The 18262-nt window shown below is 69.1% G+C and carries 18 protein-coding genes; 2 read left to right on the top strand and 16 right to left on the bottom strand.

The features are described from left to right. Position 1: 1 nt before the first annotated feature. From ACQ5SP_RS04420 to ACQ5SP_RS04345, 16 genes are all read right to left on the bottom strand, one after another. The gene (locus ACQ5SP_RS04420) at positions 2-712 is read right to left on the bottom strand and encodes an endonuclease (RefSeq protein WP_430936847.1); all 711 of its coding nucleotides are present in this window, start codon (positions 710-712) and stop codon (positions 2-4) included. Positions 713-848: 136 nt separating this feature from the next. Then, positions 849-1976: an NADH-quinone oxidoreductase subunit E gene (locus ACQ5SP_RS04415; RefSeq protein WP_430936845.1), complete on the bottom strand. Its 1128-nt coding sequence runs from the start codon at positions 1974-1976 to the stop codon at positions 849-851. 46 nt (positions 1977-2022) lie between these two features. Continuing rightward, complete coding sequence (locus ACQ5SP_RS04410) at positions 2023-3234, bottom strand: NADH-quinone oxidoreductase subunit D (protein ID WP_430936843.1); 1212 nt, start codon at positions 3232-3234, stop codon at positions 2023-2025. Further along, the gene (locus ACQ5SP_RS04405; RefSeq protein ID WP_430936841.1) at positions 3234-3434 is read right to left on the bottom strand and encodes a hypothetical protein; all 201 of its coding nucleotides are present in this window, start codon (positions 3432-3434) and stop codon (positions 3234-3236) included. The genes ACQ5SP_RS04410 and ACQ5SP_RS04405 overlap by 1 nt, the downstream gene beginning before the upstream one ends. After that, on the bottom strand, positions 3434-4039 hold the full coding sequence (locus ACQ5SP_RS04400) for an NADH-quinone oxidoreductase subunit C (RefSeq protein WP_430936839.1): 606 nt from the start codon (positions 4037-4039) through the stop codon (positions 3434-3436). The genes ACQ5SP_RS04405 and ACQ5SP_RS04400 overlap by 1 nt, the downstream gene beginning before the upstream one ends. 9 nt (positions 4040-4048) lie before the next feature. Then, positions 4049-4645, bottom strand: coding sequence for a NuoB/complex I 20 kDa subunit family protein (locus ACQ5SP_RS04395; protein WP_430936837.1), 597 nt, complete (start codon positions 4643-4645; stop codon positions 4049-4051). Beyond that, entirely contained in the window at positions 4636-5001 is a 366-nt protein-coding gene (locus ACQ5SP_RS04390) for an NADH-quinone oxidoreductase subunit A (protein ID WP_430936835.1), read from the bottom strand. The genes ACQ5SP_RS04395 and ACQ5SP_RS04390 overlap by 10 nt, the downstream gene beginning before the upstream one ends. A gap of 275 nt (positions 5002-5276) precedes the next feature. Further along, positions 5277-6068 (bottom strand): crotonase/enoyl-CoA hydratase family protein, encoded by a 792-nt coding sequence (locus ACQ5SP_RS04385; protein ID WP_430936833.1) that lies wholly within the window; start codon positions 6066-6068, stop codon positions 5277-5279. A 20-nt stretch (positions 6069-6088) separates the two neighbouring features. Continuing rightward, the gene (locus ACQ5SP_RS04380) at positions 6089-6943 is read right to left on the bottom strand and encodes a hydroxymethylglutaryl-CoA lyase (protein WP_430936831.1); all 855 of its coding nucleotides are present in this window, start codon (positions 6941-6943) and stop codon (positions 6089-6091) included. Continuing rightward, on the bottom strand, positions 6936-7601 hold the full coding sequence (locus ACQ5SP_RS04375; protein WP_430936829.1) for a glutathione S-transferase family protein: 666 nt from the start codon (positions 7599-7601) through the stop codon (positions 6936-6938). Before ACQ5SP_RS04375 ends, ACQ5SP_RS04380 begins: the two co-directional genes overlap by 8 nt. Beyond that, positions 7598-9550, bottom strand: a complete 1953-nt coding sequence (locus ACQ5SP_RS04370; protein ID WP_430936827.1) for an acetyl/propionyl/methylcrotonyl-CoA carboxylase subunit alpha — start codon at positions 9548-9550, stop codon at positions 7598-7600. The genes ACQ5SP_RS04375 and ACQ5SP_RS04370 overlap by 4 nt, the downstream gene beginning before the upstream one ends. A gap of 103 nt (positions 9551-9653) precedes the next feature. Next, entirely contained in the window at positions 9654-11258 is a 1605-nt protein-coding gene (locus tag ACQ5SP_RS04365) for a carboxyl transferase domain-containing protein (protein WP_430936825.1), read from the bottom strand. Beyond that, positions 11255-11641 (bottom strand): DUF1622 domain-containing protein, encoded by a 387-nt coding sequence (locus ACQ5SP_RS04360; RefSeq protein WP_430936823.1) that lies wholly within the window; start codon positions 11639-11641, stop codon positions 11255-11257. The genes ACQ5SP_RS04365 and ACQ5SP_RS04360 overlap by 4 nt, the downstream gene beginning before the upstream one ends. A gap of 22 nt (positions 11642-11663) precedes the next feature. Further along, a complete protein-coding gene (locus ACQ5SP_RS04355; RefSeq protein WP_430936821.1) occupies positions 11664-12827 on the bottom strand; it encodes an isovaleryl-CoA dehydrogenase in 1164 nt (387 codons plus the stop codon). A 148-nt stretch (positions 12828-12975) separates the two neighbouring features. Beyond that, positions 12976-14184, bottom strand: a complete 1209-nt coding sequence (locus ACQ5SP_RS04350; RefSeq protein ID WP_430936819.1) for a DegT/DnrJ/EryC1/StrS family aminotransferase — start codon at positions 14182-14184, stop codon at positions 12976-12978. Positions 14185-14253: 69 nt separating this feature from the next. Beyond that, entirely contained in the window at positions 14254-14919 is a 666-nt protein-coding gene (locus tag ACQ5SP_RS04345; protein WP_430936817.1) for an HAD-IA family hydrolase, read from the bottom strand. A 139-nt stretch (positions 14920-15058) separates the two neighbouring features. On the opposite strand from ACQ5SP_RS04345, the gene glmU reads away from it, so the two are divergent. Beyond that, positions 15059-16408, top strand: a complete 1350-nt coding sequence (glmU, locus tag ACQ5SP_RS04340) for a bifunctional UDP-N-acetylglucosamine diphosphorylase/glucosamine-1-phosphate N-acetyltransferase GlmU (protein ID WP_430936815.1) — start codon at positions 15059-15061, stop codon at positions 16406-16408. 15 nt (positions 16409-16423) lie between these two features. Further along, positions 16424-18247 (top strand): glutamine--fructose-6-phosphate transaminase (isomerizing), encoded by a 1824-nt coding sequence (gene glmS, locus ACQ5SP_RS04335; protein WP_430936813.1) that lies wholly within the window; start codon positions 16424-16426, stop codon positions 18245-18247. Positions 18248-18262 lie beyond the last annotated feature (15 nt).

The raw sequence follows: 18262 nt of genomic DNA, 5'->3' as shown, positions 1-18262 counted from the left end.
GTCACGCGCTGCCCCCGTCGTTACCGGCGGCCAGCGCCTGCGCCTGGCCGACCCAGTCGTCGCGGCTGACACGGCCGGGAAAGCCGGTCAGGTTGTCGTCCATCCAGGCGACCTCGGCCTGCGACCAGGCGGCGATCTGGTCGAAATGGAAGATGCCCATCTCGTTCAGCGTCGCGGCCAGCTTGGGGCCCACGCCCTTGATCCGGGTCAGCTCGTCGCCCTGCCCGCCCCGCGGTGCATCGAGCGCACCGGGCTTGCGGCCGGCCTCGGCCGTTGCCTGCGCCGGCGCCTCGGGCGCGGCCTCGGGGGCGACGGCATCCTCGATCGGGCGATCGTCCCCGGCATCGGGCGGGGCCGTCACCGGCGGCACGCCGGCCGCCGCGGTTTCGAGCACCGCCTTCTCGTGGCTGTCCGCGATATCCGCGGTTTCGCTGGGCAAGGGATCGGCCGCCCGGGTGTCGGGCATATGGCCCGTCGCGCCGGTGGCGCCGGTGCTGCCCTCCGCGCCGCGCAGTTCCTCGGCGTCGACACAGAAGGCCCGCGTCAGCAGGATCCCTGCCCCGGCGGCCACCACCACGCCCGCGATCAGGCCGGGGACGATCCCCGCGCCGAAACGCCCGGCGAGAAGCCACAGCACCACGATGCCGAAGGCCGCAGCCGCGACCCAGCTTGCCCTGTGGCACGGCATCCCGAAGACTTTCTGTTCTTCCATGCTATCGTCCCCCTGCGGTTTGCCCGGTTCCTGCATGACGCCGGCCTGCATCCGGACGCGTCCCCGCGCCCGCTGCCCTGTTCTGCCGTGCCTGCGTTTCGGTCATAGCCAACCTGCCTTGGGGGGCGCGGGACGATCAGTCGTCGCCCTTCTCCGCCCGGTCGTCGTCTGCGATCAGTGTCTTGGCCTGCGCCACCCAGCCGTCGCGGCTGACGCGGCCCTTGAAGCGCACGAGGTTCGCGTCGATCCAGGCCACCTCGGCCGGGGTCCATGCCGCGATCTGCTCGAAGTGGAACACGCCCAGGTCGTGAAGCATCTTCTCCAGCGCCGGACCCACGCCGTTGATCCGCGTCAGGTCGTCCGCCTTGCCGTCGCGGGGCGCGTCCATCAGCGCCGGCTTGTGCTGGTCCGGCGCGGCCTCGCCCGTCTCGGGTTTGGCGCGGGGCTTGGCGCGCGCCTCCTGCTTGGCGATGCCGGTGTCGTCCGCGGGCGCCTTGCGCGCGGGCTTTGCCTCTTTCCGTTTCGTCTTGACCGGCTTGACCGCGCCCGGGCTCTTGTCGCCGTTCCACGGCGTCCGCAGCGGCTCTTCGGTGCCGTCGATGCGCTTGACCGTGTCGCCCAGATCCAGCGCACGGGCGACGGAGGCGTTGTGCTGGGTCCGGCCGCTCTCGTATTTCTCGAGGCTGGTCAGCCCCTTGAGCGGCTCCGAAGCGTAGCGCCCGTTCTGCGGCCCGGGGGGCGGCACCTTGCCCGCGGCCAGCGCGTCGAGGATCTCGGCGAAGCGCGCGGCGGTCAGGTCCTCGTAGTAATCCTTGCCGATCTGGGCCATCGGCGCGTTCGCGCAGGCACCGAGGCATTCGACCTCTTCCCAGCTGAACTTGCCGTCGGCCGAAAGCGCATGCGGCGCGTCGGCGATCTTTTCCCTGCAGACCGCGATCAGGTCCTCGGCCCCGCAGATCATGCAGGAGGTGGTTCCGCACACCTGCACATGCGCCACCGAACCCACCGGCGCGAGCTGGAACATGAAGTAGAAGGTCGCGACCTCGAGGGCGCGGATATAGGCCATGTCCAGCATCTCGGCGACGTACTCGATCGCCGGGCGGGTCAGCCAGCCCTCCTGTTCCTGGGCGCGCCACAGCAGCGGGATCACCGCGCTGGCCTGGCGCCCCTCGGGATACTTGGTCATCTGCGCCTTGGCCCAGGCCAGGTTCTCCGGCGTGAAGGCGAAGCTCTCGGGCCGTTCGTGATGAAGACGGCGAAGCATCAGACGCTGGACTCTCCGACTGGAATTGTGACAGGGGCGGGCGCGCTCATCGGTCGATCTCCCCGAAAACGACGTCCATCGTCCCGATGATGGCCGAGACATCGGCCAGCTGGTGACCCTTGGCGACATGATCCATCGCCTGCAGGTGCAGGAAGCCCGGCGCCCGCAGCTTCGCGCGGTAGGGCCGGTTCGTGCCATCGGCCACGAGATAGACGCCGAACTCGCCCTTGGGCGCCTCGACGGCGGCGTAGACCTCGCCCTCGGGGACGTGGAAGCCCTCGGTGTAGAGCTTGAAGTGATGGATCAGCGCCTCCATCGAGGTCTTCATCTCGCCCCGGCGCGGCGGCGAGATCTTGCCGCGGGCCATGACCTCGCCCGGTTCGTTGTTCATCTTCTCGATGCATTGGCGAATGATCTTCAGGCTCTCGCGCATCTCCTGCATCCGGACCAGGTAGCGATCGTAGCAGTCGCCGTTCTTGCCGACGGGGATCTGGAAGTCGAATTCGTCGTAGCACTCGTAGGGCTGGGCGCGGCGCAGGTCCCAGGCCAGACCCGAGCCGCGCACCATGACGCCCGAGAACCCCCAGTCGAGGATTTCCTGCTCGGTCACGACGCCGATATCGACGTTGCGCTGCTTGAAGATGCGGTTCTCGGTCAGGAGCCCGTCGATGTCGTCGAGCACCTTCGGGAAATGCTCGGTCCATTCCATGATGTCGTCCAGGAGCGCCTGCGGCAGGTCCTGGTGAACGCCGCCGGGCCGGAAATAGGCGGCGTGCAGCCGCGCCCCGCAGGCCCGCTCGTAGAAGACCATCAGCTTCTCGCGCTCCTCGAAGCCCCAGAGCGGCGGGGTCAGCGCACCCACGTCCATCGCCTGCGTGGTGACGTTCAGCAGGTGGTTCAGAACCCGGCCGATCTCGCAGAACAGAACCCGGATCAGCTGGCCGCGCCGCGGCACGACGGTGCCGGTGAGCTTCTCGATGGCGAGGCACCAGGCATGTTCCTGGTTCATCGGCGCCACGTAGTCGAGCCGGTCGAAATAGGGCAGGTTCTGCAGGTAGGTGCGGCTTTCCATCAGCTTCTCGGTGCCGCGGTGCAGCAGGCCGATATGCGGGTCGCAGCGCTCGACGATTTCGCCGTCAAGCTCCAGCACCAGGCGCAAAACCCCATGTGCCGCAGGGTGTTGCGGGCCGAAGTTCAGGTTGAAGTTGCGGATCTTCTGTTCGCCCGTCTGGGCGTCGTCGAACTTGGTGCCGTCCATCACGCACCCCCCTCGAGCTTGTCGCGGAACGCCATCACCCAGAGCAGGATCAGCGCGCCCAGCGGGATCACCGCCACCAGCGCCACCCAGGACGGGATGCGGTACTGCGGCAGCAGCCGCCAGAAGGGAATGACGATCAGCGCACCGAAGACCAGGAACCAGATCAGCCCGCCGCCGCCCATTGCAACACCTCCGCCCATCACTTCGATCCCTCTTTCTCGTCGCCGGGCAGAATGTACTCGGCGCCCTCCCACGGGCTCATGAAGTCAAAGAGCCGGTATTCCTGAACCAGTTTCACCGGCTCGTAGACGACACGCTTCTGATCCTCGTCATAGCGGACCTCGATATAGCCCGTGGTCGGGAAATCCTTGCGCAGCGGATAGCCCCGGAACCCGTAATCGGTCAGGATCCGGCGCAGGTCCGGATGCCCGGTGAACAGGATCCCGAACATGTCGAAGACCTCGCGCTCGAACCAGTTGGCCGAGGGATGGATCCCGCAGATCGACGGCACCCGTTCATCGTCGCGGATGGCCAGCTTCACGCGGATGCGCTGGTTCTGGTACATCGACAGGAAATGGTAGACCACGTCGAAACGCTTGTCGCGCTCGGGGTGGTCGACCGCGGTGATGTCCACCAGCGTCGAAAACTGGCACCGGCGATCCGTGCGCAGGAACTCGACCAGCGCGGTCAGGTCGCTCGGCGCGGAATGGAGGGTCAGCTCGCCCATGGCGATGGCGTGGCCGGTCACCGCGTCGGGCAGCTTCGCCTCGATCTGGGCGGCGAGTTCCTCGAGTGCTTCGCTCATCGCGTGCTCCTACCTGACGAGGGTACCGGTGCGGCGGATTTTCCGCTGCAGCTGCAGGATGCCGTAGAGCAGCGCCTCGGCCGTCGGCGGGCAGCCCGGCACGTAGACGTCCACCGGCACGATGCGGTCGCAGCCGCGCACCACCGAGTAGCTGTAGTGGTAATAGCCCCCGCCATTGGCGCAGGAGCCCATCGAGATCACGTAGCGGGGCTCGGGCATCTGGTCGTAGACCTTGCGCAGCGCCGGCGCCATCTTGTTGGTCAGCGTCCCGGCGACGATCATCAGGTCGGACTGGCGCGGGCTGGCGCGGGGCGCGGTGCCGAACCGCTCCATGTCGTAGCGCGGCATCGAGGTGTGCATCATCTCGACGGCGCAGCAGGCCAGCCCGAAGGTCATCCAGTGCAGCGAGCCGGTGCGCGCCCAGTTGATGATGTCCTCGGTCGAGGTGACCAGGAAGCCCTTGTCCTGGAGCTCGCGGTTGAGCGTCTGGGTCGCATGCTCGGGATCCGGGCCCGCATCGTAGCTGCCCGAGGCCAGGTTGCCCCGCCCCGCGCCCGCGGTGATCCGCTCGCCCTGCACATCGGTGTCGGTGACCTTCACTCCCATTCGAGCGCCCCTTTCTTCCATTCATAGGCGAAGCCGATGGTCAGGACGGCCAGGAAGACCATCATCGACCAGAAGCCGAGCAGGCCCACATCCTGGAACGCCACCGCCCAGGGAAAGAGGAACGCGACCTCGAGATCGAAGATGATGAACAGGATCGAGACCAGGTAGAACCGGACGTCGAACTTCATCCGCGCGTCGTCGAAGGCGTTGAAGCCGCATTCATAGGCCGAGACCTTTTCCGGGTCGGGGTTGCTGGGCCCGAGGATCACCGCGGCCAGCACCAGCACGATGCCGAGCCCGATCGCGACGCCCAGGAAAACGAGGATGGGGAGGTATTCTGTCAGCAGCTCTTCCACGCGAAGCTCCTTCTGTGCCGGACGCGGCCGTCCACACTCGTGTCGATCTAAACCCGTGCCCCCGGCAGGTCAACACAAGCCGGGCGCCCCGGCAGGGTGTATACGGCGGTATGCCACCTTTCCCAGCGCGGTTGAAGGCCCATGCCGGGATTTTCTCTGCGCGCAGACGCGCGGGACGGCCAGAACCGGCCCGGATCGGTGCGGAAAGCCGCTGTAACCTGCGCGCAAACTTCCCAGATCGGATCGTTTTCCCGCGCGCGGCGGGTCCGCCCGGCTCAGCCCTCCGCCTGCCAGCGGGGCTTGCGCTTGTCGAAGAAGGCCGCGATCCCCTCGGGCGCCTCGGCGCCTTCCCAGCGCCGGACGAGCAGCTCCACCGTCTCGGCGATGACCGCCTCGTCGATCCGCGGCCCCAGCATCCGGGCCAGCCGCTTGGCATCGGCCACCGCCCCCGGCGCACAGTAGAGATAGGGGGCGACCTCGGCCTCGACCGCCCCGTCGAGCTGGCCGTTCTCGACCACCCGCGCGATCAGGCCCAAGTCGCGCGCCTCGTCCGCGCCGAAGACGCGGGCCGACATGAAGACCCGGCGCGCGCGCGCCTCGCCCATGCGGGCAAGGACATAGGGCGAGATCGTCGCCGGGATCAGGCCCAGCCGGGTCTCGGTCAGGCCGAACTTGGCGCCGGCCGCCCCGACGACCACGTCGCAGACCGACATCAGCCCCACCCCGCCGCCGAAGGCGTTGCCCTGCACCCGCCCGATCAGCGGCTGGGGCAGCGTGTTCAGCGCCTGGAGCATCCGCGCCAGCCGGGTCGCCTCGGCCCGGCGGGTTTCGGCATCGGCGTCCATCTGGTCGCGCATCCAGCCCAGATCGCCCCCGGCACAGAAACTGCGCCCCTCGGCGGCCAGAACCACGACGCGAATCGAGTCCGTCCGGGCGATCCGGGCCGCCATGTCGGTCAATTCACCGATCATCTGCCCGGACATGGCATTGTGCTTCTCGGCCCGGTCCAGCGTCAGCGTTGCGACGCCGCGCGCGTCGGTGTCCAGTCTCACGGTCGCGTCGTCCATGGATCCTCCTTCCGGCTGCGTCAGCCCTGGCGCATCCGCCGCGCCATCCCAGCCGCGTTGAGCAGCCGGTCACGGTCGAGCCCGGTGTCGTAGCCCAGGCGCGCCAGCAGATCGTGCACGGCCTCGGTCGCCACGTTGCCGGTCGCACCCCTGGCATAGGGACACCCGCCGAGCCCGCCGATGGCGGCATCGAACACCCGCAGCCCGCGCGCGAGCGATGCCTCGATATTCTCCAGCGCCCGGCCCGCCGTGTCGTGGTAATGGCCCGCCAGCCGATCCGCCGGCAGCTCCTGCAGGACCGCGTCGAGCATCGCGTCGATCCGGCCCGGCGTACCCTGTCCGATCGTGTCGCCGAGGCTGATCTCGTAGCATCCCATGTCGCGCAACGCGGCGGCGACCCGCGCCACCTGCCCCGGTTCCGTCGGCCCGTCATAGGGGCAGTCCGTCACGCAGGAGACGTAGCCGCGCACCGGCACGCCCGCGTCGCGGGCGGCCGCGGCCACCGGGCGGAACCGCTCGAGGCTCTCGGCGATGGTGGCGTTGATATTGGCCCGGGAGAACCCTTCAGAGGCCGATCCGAAGATCGCCACCTCGTCGGCGCGGGCTTCGCGGGCACGCTCGTAGCCCTTCATGTTGGGCGTCAGCGCCGCGTAGAGCACGCCCGGCGCGCGCCAGATACCGGCCATGACCGCGGCGCCGTCGGCCATCTGCGGCACCCATTTCGGGCTGACGAAGCTCGCCGCCTCGATCCGGCGGAACCCGCAGGCCGAAAGCGCGTCGATCAGCGCGATCTTCTCGGCGGCGGGGATGATCCGGGTTTCGTTCTGCAACCCGTCGCGGGGGCCGACCTCGAAGATCTCGACATGCTCAGCCATCGGCCGGGGCCTCGTAGAAATCCTGCGTGTAGATCTCGGCCGGGCCATCCTCGGCCGCGGCCGCCCGGAAGGCCGGGCGCGCCTTGCAGCGGTCGAGATACGCGGCGACGTTCGGCAAGAGCCCGAGCGGCACGAAGCGCCGGGCGATGTCCACGCTGTAGCCCAGATTGGTATCGACCGCCGAGAAGCCCGAGGGCAACAGCCAGTCGTGGCGGGCGACGACGCGTTCGACCACCTCGAGCACTTTCTCGAGCCGCCTGGCCTCGAGCCGCATGACGGTGGGCGAACGCATACAGTCCTCGCGCAGCGCGATATGCTGCTGGGTCAGGTTGGCGAGATGCTGGCCGATGGTTTCCGCGAAATGCAGCCATTCGAGCCATTCCAGCCGCTCGGCGTCGGGCGGCAGCCGGCCGAGCCCGGCCTCGGGCCGGGTTTCGACCAAGTATTCGGTGATCGCGCCCGACTCGAACATCACGCGCCCGTCGATCTCCAGCGCGGGCACGCGCCCCGCCGGCGACAGCGCCAGGTAGTCGGGGTTCCTGAGCGACTTGTCGAAGAAGCTGTGGCGCCGGATCTCGAAATCGAGCCCCATCTCGTGCATCAGCCAGAGCGTCCGGAACGACCGGGCCTGGGCGACGTGGTGCAGACGGATGGTCATGTTCCCTCCTCTTCGGCGGCAAAGCGGATCAGCGCGTCGCCGGCCGCGACCTGGGTGCCGGCGGGCACGAGAATCTCGGCCACGCTGGCATCATGCCCGGCGGTGAGGGTATGTTCCATCTTCATCGCCTCGAGAATGGCGAGCCGCGCCCCCTTCTCGACGGCCTGCCCCGGCTCCACGAAGACCACCTTGACCATGCCGGGCATCGGCGCCTCGACCACGTCGGTCGCGGCGGCGTCGGCCTCGGCGCGTTCGAGCGGATCGACGGCGCGGAACGAGAACCCGTGCCCCGCGAAGACATGCACCCCGTCGCCGATACGCCGGATCCTGGCCCGCGCCGGGGCACCGTCCACCCACCAGCCCGGCGCCCGTCTTTCGCAGGTCACGGTGGTTGCGCCGATCTCCACCTCGAAGCGGCCCACGCCCTGCGCGGTGACGCGCGCGGCCAAGTCGGTGCCCGCCTCGTCCAGCAGCACCGTCCGGCAGAGCGGTGCCCACTGGGTGAAGCCCTCGGCCCAGTGCGTGGGCGCGCCGTCCAGGCCGGCCGCGCCCAGCGCCGCCAGCGCCCGGATGGCCGGGCTTGGCGCCGGCGCCGCGACCAGCATGTCGAGATCCCGGTCGATCAGCCCGGTATCGACGTCGCCGGCGGCAAAGCCCGCATGGCGTGCCAGCGCGCCGAGGAAGGCCAGGTTGGTCACGCTGCCCGCGACCTCGGTCTCGGCCAACGCCCGCGAAAGCCGCTGCAAGGCGACGGCGCGGGTCGGGCCGTGAACGATCAGCTTGGCGATCATCGGGTCGTAGAACGGGCTGATCTCGTCGCCCGTCCGCACGCCGCTGTCGGCGCGCACCCCGGGCGGGAATTCCAGGTGATCGAGCCGGCCCGTCGCCGGCAGGAATCCCGCCGGCACGTCCTCGGCGTAGAGCCGGGCCTCGAAGGCGTGCCCGGTGATGGAGAGATCGCGCTGCCGGGCGGGCAGCGGCGCACCGGCCGCGACGCGCAACTGCCATTCCACCAGGTCCACGCCGGTGATCGCCTCGGTCACCGGGTGCTCGACCTGGAGCCGGGTGTTCATTTCCATGAACCAGAAGCGGTCGGGCCTGAGCCCGTCGGAGGCATCGACGATGAATTCCACCGTCCCGGCCCCGCGATAGCCGATCGCCCTGGCCGCGCGGACGGCGGCCTCGCCCATCGCGGCGCGCATCTCGTCGGTCATGCCGGGCGCGGGCGCCTCCTCGATCACCTTCTGATGACGCCGCTGGAGCGAGCAGTCCCGCTCGAACAGATGGACGGCGTCCGTCCCGTCGCCGAAGACCTGCACCTCGATATGGCGGGGTTTCTCGACGAATTTCTCGATCAGCACGGCGTCGTTGCCGAAGGCCGTACGCGCCTCGCCCCGCGCGCTTTCCAGCGCGTCGGCGAAATCGCCCGGCGCCATGACCTTGCGCATCCCCTTGCCGCCACCGCCCGCGACCGCCTTGATGAGAACCGGGTAGCCGATCGCGTCGGCCGCGCCCGCAAGGTGCTCGGGATCCTGGTTGTCGCCGTGATAGCCCGGCACGACGGGGACGCCGGCCTCTTCCATCAGTTTCTTGGCGGCATCCTTCAGCCCCATGGACCGGATCGCCGCGGCCGGCGGGCCGATGAAGGCCAGCCCGGCGGCCTCCACCGCCGTGACGAAATCGGGGTTTTCCGACAGGAAGCCATAGCCCGGATGGATCGCCTCGGCCCCGCTGTCCAGCGCCGCCTGCACGATGACGTCGCCTTTCAGGTAGCTCTCGGCCGGGGCGGCGCCGCCGATATGGACGGCCGCGTCGGCAATGGCGACGTGGCGCGCGCCGGAATCGGCGTCCGAGTAGACGGCGACGGCCTCCACCCCCATCCGGCGGCAGGTCTCGATGATGCGGCAGGCGATCTCGCCGCGGTTGGCGATCAGGATGCGGCGGAACATGCCAGTGTCTCCGTTCTTGTCGCTGCGCCGGGCGTCGGGGCCGGCCCGAGCGTCCCCGCGTCGTCGGATGGCGGCATGCCGCCCGGCTCGGTCATCGGGGGTCTCACATCCGGAACACGCCGAAGCGTGTCTCCTCGATGGGGGCGTTCAGCGCCGCCGAGAGCGAGAGCCCCAGCACCTCGCGCGATCGCCGCGGGTCCAGGATCCCGTCGTCCCAGAGCCGTGCCGCGGCATAGAGCGGGTGCGACTGGCGCTCGAACATCTCGATGGTGGGGCGTTTGAACGCGGCCTCGTCCTCGTCAGACCAGCTGCCGCCACCGCGTTCGATCGCGTCGCGCTTGACGGTGGCCAGAACGCCCGCGGCCTGCTCGCCCCCCATGACGCTGATCCGGCTGTTGGGCCAGCTCCAGAGGAAGCGCGGCTGGTAGGCGCGCCCCGCCATGCCGTAATTCCCGGCCCCGAAGGATCCGCCGACGATCATCGTGATCTTGGGCACGCCGGTCGTCGCCACCGCCGTCACCATCTTGGCGCCGTGGCGCGCGATGCCCTCGTTCTCGTATTTCCGGCCCACCATGAAGCCGGTGATGTTCTGCAGGAAAACCAGCGGGACCTGCCGCTGCGAGCATAGCTCGACGAAATGCGCGCCCTTCTGCGCCGCTTCGCTGAACAGCACGCCGTTATTGGCCACGATCCCCACTGGGCAGCCCATGACATGGGCGAAGCCGGTGACCAGCGTCTCGCCGTATCGCGGCTTGAACTCGTCGAAGCGCGAGCCGTCCACCACGCGCGCGATCACCTCGCGGATGTCGTAGGGCGTGCGCAGGTCGGCCGGGACCACGCCGAGGATCTCGTCGGGATCGTAGGCCGGGGCCTCGGGCGTCTGCCATTGCACGCTCGCGGGCCTGGCGCGGTTCAGGCTCTCGACCGCGCGCCGCGCCAGCGCCAGCGCATGGGCGTCGTCCTCGGCCAGGTAGTCCGCGACGCCCGAGAGCCGCGTGTGCACGTCGCCGCCCCCGAGATCCTCGGCCGTGACCACCTCGCCGGTCGCGGCCTTCACCAGCGGCGGACCCGCCAGGAAGATCGTGCCCTGCTCCTTGACGATGATCGTCACGTCGGACATGGCCGGCACATAGGCACCGCCCGCCGTGCAGGAGCCCATCACCACCGCGATCTGCGGGATGTTCTTGGCGCTCATCCGGGCCTGGTTGTAGAAAATCCGCCCGAAATGATCGCGGTCGGGAAAGACCTCGTCCTGGTTCGGCAGGTTCGCGCCGCCCGAATCGACCAGGTAGACGCAGGGCAGATGGCATTCCTCGGCGATCTCCTGGGCGCGGAGATGCTTCTTGACCGTCATCGGGTAATAGGTGCCGCCCTTCACGGTCGCATCGTTGCAGACGACCATCACCTCCTTGCCGTGGATGCGCCCGACCCCGGCGATCACGCCCGCACCCGGCGCCGCGCCGTCATACATGCCATGCGCCGCCGTCGCCCCGATCTCGAGGAAGGGCGACCCCGGGTCGAGCAGGTTCGCGACCCGTTCACGCGGCAGCATCTTGCCCCGGTCGAGATGGCGCTGGCGAGCCTTCTCGCCACCGCCGGCCGCCGCGGCCTCGGCGGCATCGCGGATCTCGGCCAGCAGCGCCGCGTGGGCGGTGCGGTTGGCCTGGAAGGCCTCGGATGACGGCAGCGCCGCGGAGCTGAGTTTCACTTGTCCCCCTTTTCGCGGATTTCGCGAATCTCCTGGGTGAGGAAATACGAGGTGACCGCGCGGATCCCGACCAGCAGACCGAGGAAGATCAGGTCGGCCATGGCCAGCGAGAGCGCGGTCTTGATGATGTCGGTGACGATGAAGAGTTCGAGCCCGGCAAGGATGTAGCGCCCCAGCTCGACCCGTGCCAGCTCGAGCTGGTGCAGGCGATCCGCGCCGGCGCGCTCGGCCTGGAAGAGATCGACGACGAAGCGCACCGCCCCGATCAGCAGCACGCCGATCGCCAGCAGGTCGATCCCCGCCGCGACCCATTCCAGGACCGAGACGAGTTCCGGCAACTGGGCGTGCAGGAAGCCGTCCCCGGTGGGTTCCAGCAGCTCCATCAGCCTCTCCGCGGGGCCCGCGTCACCCCATCGCTCCCATCAGTTCGCGCCCGATCAGCATGCGGCGGATCTCGCTGGTGCCGGCGCCGATCTCCATCAGCTTGGCGTCGCGAAAGATCCGGCTGACCGGCGTGTCCGACAGGAAGCCCGCGCCCCCCATCGCCTGCACCGCCTGGTGGGCCTGCTTCATCGCCTCCTCGGAGGCGTAGAGCACGCAGGCGGCCGCATCCTGGCGGGTGACCTCGCCCCGGTCGCAGGCCTGCGCCACCGCGTAGACATAGGCGCGGGCCGTGTTCATCGCCGTGTACATGTCGGCGATCTTGCCCTGCATCAGCTGGAAGTTGCCCACCGGCTGGCCGAACTGCTTGCGCTCGGCCATGTAGGGCATGATCTCGTCGAGACAGGCGGCCATGATGCCGGTGCCGATCCCGGCCAGCACCACCCGTTCGTAGTCGAGCCCGGACATCAGGACGCGCACGCCCCGGCCCTCCGCGCCCAGCACGTTCTCGAAGGGCACTTCCACGTCGTCGAAGATCAGCTCGGCGGTGTTCGATCCGCGCATGCCGAGCTTGTCGAAATGCGGGCTGGTCGAGAAACCGGTCATGGACTTCTCGACGATGAAGGCGGTGATGCCCTTGGACCCGGCCTCGGGATCGGTCTTGGCATAGACGACCAGCGTGTCGGCGTCCGGGCCGTTGGTGATCCAGTACTTGGTGCCGTTCAGCGTGTAATAGCCGTTCTTCTTCTCGGCCCGCAGCTTCATCGACACCACGTCGGATCCCGCCCCGGCCTCCGACATGGCGAGCGCGCCCACATGATCGCCCGAGATCAGCCCGGGCAGGTATTTCTCTTTCTGCGCCTCGGTGCCGTTCAGCTTGATCTGGTTCACGCAGAGGTTCGAATGCGCCCCGTAGGACAGGCTCACCGAGGCAGAGGCGCGGGCGATCTCCTCGACCGCGACCACATGCGCCAGGTACCCCATGCCGGCCCCGCCATAGGCCTCGTCGACGGTGATTCCGAGCAGGCCGAGATCCCCCATCTCCTTCCAGAGCGCGTTGGGAAAGGCGTTGGAGCTGTCGATCTCTGCCGCCATGGGCTTGACGCGCTCCTGCGCCCAGCGATGCACCATGTCGCGCAGCGCCTCGACCTCCTCGCCGAGCGCGAAATTCATCGTGGCGGTGAACATGGACCGCGCCTCCCTTAATTGAACACGTGTTCATTTCTATCCGACTCGCGCCCCGCCGGTCAAGCGCCACCGCGTCCGCCGCGGCGCGCGCCCCCTCTCCAAGTGGCGGAAATATCCCCGCCGGAGGCATGGATCCGCGCGCAGCGCGTTACTCGGCCGCCGGGCGTGCGCCGGCGCGGGCGATCTCCTCGCGCAGGATCCGGGCGATCAGCCGGCAATCCTCCAGGCTGAAGGTCAGCGGCAGCCGCATGTCCAGCAGCGTCGCCAGCACCGCGTCCGTCCGCGGCAGATCCTGCGCCGGCGCATAACGCCAGCTGTCATGGCGCGACGTATAGCCCTGCGGTACCTCCGCCCCGAACCACTTAAGCGCCACCCCCCGCGCCGCGGCGGCCGCCAGCAGCGCCCCGATCCGTGCCGGCGGCCAGCCCGGCAGCCGGAACTGGATCGACGAGCCGACGAACCGCTCGGCGGCAGGGCGCGGCACCAGCGCCAGGCCCGGCACGCCGGCGAGCCCCTCCTCCACCGCGCGGTAGCGGGCGTTCCAGGCCGTGACCTGATCGTCCAGCCTCGCGAGCTGCGGGCGCAGGATCGCGGCGCGCAGGTTGTCCATCCGCCCCGAGCAATTGGGCGTCTCCAGCCGTATGGTCTCGAAGGTCTCCTCCGGCGGCCCGGCGGGATGGCGGCCATAGAACATGTAGCTGCCGGACAGGATCGTGGCCCGCGCCATGACCGCGGCGTCGTCGCTGACGATCAGGCCGCCCTCGCCGGAATTGACGTGCTTGTAGGTCTGGGTCGAGTAACAGCCGACCCGCCCGTGCCGCCCGGACGGCACCCCGTTCCAGGCCGCGCCCATGGTGTGCGCGCAATCCTCGACCACCGTGACCCCGGCGGCGTCGCAGACCGCCATCAGCCGATCCATGTCGCAGATATGCCCGCGCATGTGGCTCAGCATCAGGATACGCGCGCCGCTGGCCGCGATCTTCGCCGCCAGGTCCTCGACATCGATGACGAGATCCTCGGTGACCTCGACCAGGACCGGTGTCGCGCCGACGCTGGCGATGGCGCCGGGCACCGGCGCCAGGGTGAAGGCGTTCGTCAGCACCCTGTCTCCGGGGCCGACCCCAAGCGCCCTGAGCGCGGTGGCGAGCGCGTAGCCGCCCGAGGTCACCGCGAGGCAGTAGCGCGCGCCGGTCATCGCCGCGAAATCAAGCTCGAGCTGCGCGGTCTCGCCGATCTCGCCGGGATCGGTGTTGTAGCGGTGCAGCCGGCCAGAGCGCAGCACGCCGAGCGCGGCGTCGATCGCCTCCTCGGGGATCGGCTCCTGCTGGGTGAAATTCCCCTCGAAGCTGTCTGTCATGGGCGTTGCGCTCCTCGCCGGCGGGCAAAGACTGCGCCCGCCCCGCCCGGCGGTCAAGGGCCAAGCGCCTCAGCCGATCAGCCCCGCGACCACCCGGCCGAGATCGTCGTAATGCCCGAGCAACGCCTCCGGGTCGAGCCGCGCGAGCCCCGGCCCCTCGGGGCCGAACGCGACGAGGATGCAGGGCACGCCGGCCGCGCGCGCGGTTTCGCGGTCGGTCTCGGTATCGCCCACCAGCAGCGAGCTTGCGACCGCCCCCCCGGCCCGTTCCACGGCCGCCAGGTAGGGTGCCGGGTCGGGCTTGCGCACCGGCAGCGTGTCGGCCCCGATCATCGACGCGAAGCGGTCCCGCACCCCCAGCCGATCGAGCAGAAGCTCGGCCAGCGCGGCGGGCTTGTTGGTGCATATGCCGACCCGGTAGCCGGCCGTCGCCAACCCCTCCACCGCGGCGAGCGCGCCGGGATAGAGCCGCGTGTGCCGGTCGATATCGGCTTCGTAGGCCTCGAGCAGGCGCGGATAGGCGGCATCAACGTCGGCCTCTGACCATGGCAGGCCGCGGCGCTCCAGGCCCAACCGCAGCATCGCGCGCCCGCCGCGGAACGCGGTCAGCCGGTCGCGCGCCGGGTCCAGCAGGCCGTGCTGGCCCATGTCGCGGAAACAGGCATTCGCCGCCGCGATCAGATCGCCGCTCGTATCCGCGAGCGTGCCGTCCAGGTCGAAGATCACCGTGCGCATGGCGCCCCTTTCCTCGGCGGGAAGCCGCCGAGGCTGTAATCCGCCGTAAACAATCTTGATGCGGCCCCGCGCCGCCCCGGCCTTGCGCCGGGTCCGACACCAGATAAAAGGGGCGGAAAGGAAATTGAAGACACAACACATGCCGACAGCGCTGATTATCCTGGCCGCGGGCCAGGGCACGAGAATGCTCTCCGATACGCCGAAGGTCCTGCACAGGCTCGCGGGCGCGCCGCTGCTCGTCCACGCGATGGAAGCCGGCCGCGCGCTCGAGGCCGCGCGGACCGTGGTGGTGGCCGGGCATGGCGGCGCCGCGGTCGCCGATGCCGCCCGCGCCCATGATCCCGAGGCGATCACCGTCACACAGGAAGAACAGCTCGGCACCGGCCACGCCGTGGCCCAGGCGATGCCGGCCCTGTCGGGATTCGCCGGCGACGCTGTCGTGCTCTTCGGGGACACGCCCTTCATCCGCCCCGAGACGCTCGCGGCGATGCGCGAGGCGCGGCAGGCCGGGCACGACGTCGTTGTCCTCGGATTCGAAGCCGCAGAACCCGGCCGGTACGGGCGGCTGGTGATGGATGGCGACCGGCTGACCCGCATCGTCGAGGCGAAGGATGCAACGGATGAAGAGCGGGCGATAAAGCTCTGTAATTCCGGCGTGATCTGTGCGAGCGCCGAAACCCTTTCCACGCTTGTCGGCGCCATCGGCAACGACAATGCCGCGGGTGAGTATTACCTCACCGACATTGTGGGGCTGGCCAATTTGCGGGGCCTCTCCTGCACGGCGATCCGGTGTGACGAGGCCGAGACGCTGGGCGTCAACACCCGCGCCGACCTGGCCCGTGCCGAGGCCGTCTTCCAGGACCGCGCGCGGACCGAGGCGATGGCCGGCGGCGTCACCCTCACCGCGCCCGAGACCGTGTTCTTCGCCCATGACACGGTGATCGGCCGGGACACGGTCATCGGGCCGAACGTGATCTTCGGCCCCGGCGTCACGGTCGAGTCCGGCGCCGAGATCCGGGGCTTCTGCCATCTCGAGGGCTGCCATGTCAGCCACGGCGCGACCGTCGGCCCCTTCGCCCGGCTGCGCCCGGGCGCGGAACTGGCCAACGACGTGCATGTCGGGAACTTCGTCGAGGTCAAGAACGCCGTGATCGACGACGGTGCGAAGGTCAACCACCTGACCTATATCGGCGATGCCCATGTGGGCGCGCGCAGCAATATCGGGGCGGGCACCATCACCTGCAACTATGACGGGGTGATGAAGCATCGCACCGAGATCGGCGCGGACGCCTTCATCGGGTCGAGCACCATGCTGGTTGCCCCCGTCAATATCGGCGCGCGGGCGATGACCGGGTCAGGGTCGGTGATCACCGAGGACGTGCCCGACGGCGCGCTCGCCATCGCCCGCGGCAAGCAAAGCAACAAACCGGGCCTCGGCATCCGCCTCATCGAGCGGCTGCGCGCCATCAAGGCCCGGAAGACGAATTGAGGAAAGGGTGACACCATGTGCGGGATCGTAGGCGTTCTGGGCAATCACGAAGCGGCGCCGATGCTGCTGGACGGGCTGAAACGGCTGGAATACCGCGGCTATGACAGTGCCGGCATCGCGACGGTCCAGGCGGGTCGCCTGGACCGGCGTCGCGCCATGGGAAAGCTGGTCAATCTCTCGGACGCGCTGGTGCACGAGCCCCTGCGGGGGCGGGCCGGGATCGGCCATACACGCTGGGCCACGCACGGCGCCCCGAGCACGACCAACGCGCATCCCCATGTCTCGGGCCCGGTGGCGGTGGTGCATAACGGGATCATCGAGAATTTCCGCAGCCTGCGCAGCGATCTCGAAGCCCGGGGCTACAGCTTCGAAACCGAGACCGATACCGAAACCGTCGCGATCCTGATGCGCGCGCATATCGAGGACGGCCTGCCGGTGCGCGACGCCGCCGCCGAGACGATCCGCGCGCTCGAAGGCGCCTTCGCGCTGGTCTTTCTCTTCGAGGGCGAGGAGGATCTGCTGATCGCGGCGCGCAAGGGATCGCCGCTGGCCATCGGGCATGGCGACGGCGAGATGTTCGTGGGGTCCGATGCGCTGGCGCTGGCGCCCATGACGGACCGCATCACCTATCTCGAGGAAGGCGACTGGGCCATCATCACCCGGGCCGGGGCCGAGATACTGGATTTCGACGGCCATCCGGTCTCGCGCGAGATGCAGGTCATTCACCTCGACCTCTCGGCGGCGGAAAAGGGCCGCTACCGCCATTACATGGAAAAGGAAATCCACGAGCAGCCGACCGTGGTGGGTAACGCCATCGCCCATTACCTCTCGGGCGAAGGCACCGATATCCGTCTGCCCGATGGCGATCTCGACTTCGCCGGGGCGGACCGGATCACCCTGGTGGCCTGCGGCACGGCCTTTTACGCCTGCGCGGTGGCGAAATACTGGTTCGAGCAGATCGCGGGCCTGCCGGCGGATATCGATATCGCCTCGGAGTATCGCTACCGCGAACCCCCGCTCTCGTCGAAATCCATCGCCGTCTTCGTCAGCCAGTCCGGCGAAACCGCCGACACGCTGGCCGCGCTGCGCCATGTGCGCGGGAAGGTGGCGGCGGTGGTCTCAGTCGTCAACGTCACCACGTCGACCATCGCGCGGGAAAGCGACCTGGCCCTGCCGATCCTGGCCGGGACCGAGATCGGCGTCGCCTCGACCAAGGCGTTCACCTGCCAGCTCGCGGTGCTGGCGGCGCTGGCGCTGCGCGCCGGCACCGACCGGGGCCATCTGACCCCCGAGCGGCACCAGGCACTCGTCGACTCGCTGCGGCGTGTGCCGGGCCAGATGAATGCCGCGCTCGCCCAGGAAGAGACGATCCGCCAGGCCGCGATCCGCGTCTCCGAGGCCCATGACGTGCTGTTCCTCGGGCGTGGCCCGATGTTCCCGATCGCCCTTGAAGGCGCCCTGAAGCTAAAGGAAATCAGCTATTTACACGCCGAAGGTTATGCATCGGGCGAACTGAAGCACGGCCCCATCGCGTTGATCGACAAGAAGGTGCCGGTGGTGGTTTTCGCGCCGCGCGACGCGCTGTTCGACAAGACGGTCTCGAACATGCAGGAGGTGATGGCGCGCAAGGGCAAGGTGCTGCTGATCTCGGACGCCGCCGGCGTCACGGAGGCCGGCGACGGCGTCTGGCGCGCGATCACCCTGCCCGAGACGGACCCGGTCTTCGCGCCGATGCTTTACGCGCTGCCGGCCCAGCTGCTGGCCTACCACGCGGCGGTGAACAAGGGCACGGATGTCGACCAGCCGCGCAACCTCGCCAAGTCCGTGACCGTCGAGTGAAGACCGGCCCGCAGG

It is taken from the genome of Rhodovulum sp. YNF3179 (assembly GCF_050586465.1).
Taxonomy (GTDB): domain Bacteria; phylum Pseudomonadota; class Alphaproteobacteria; order Rhodobacterales; family Rhodobacteraceae; genus CAJXYS01.
The sequence above is the reverse complement of the archived record's forward strand: the minus strand, read 5'-3'. Positions and strand labels throughout refer to the sequence as shown.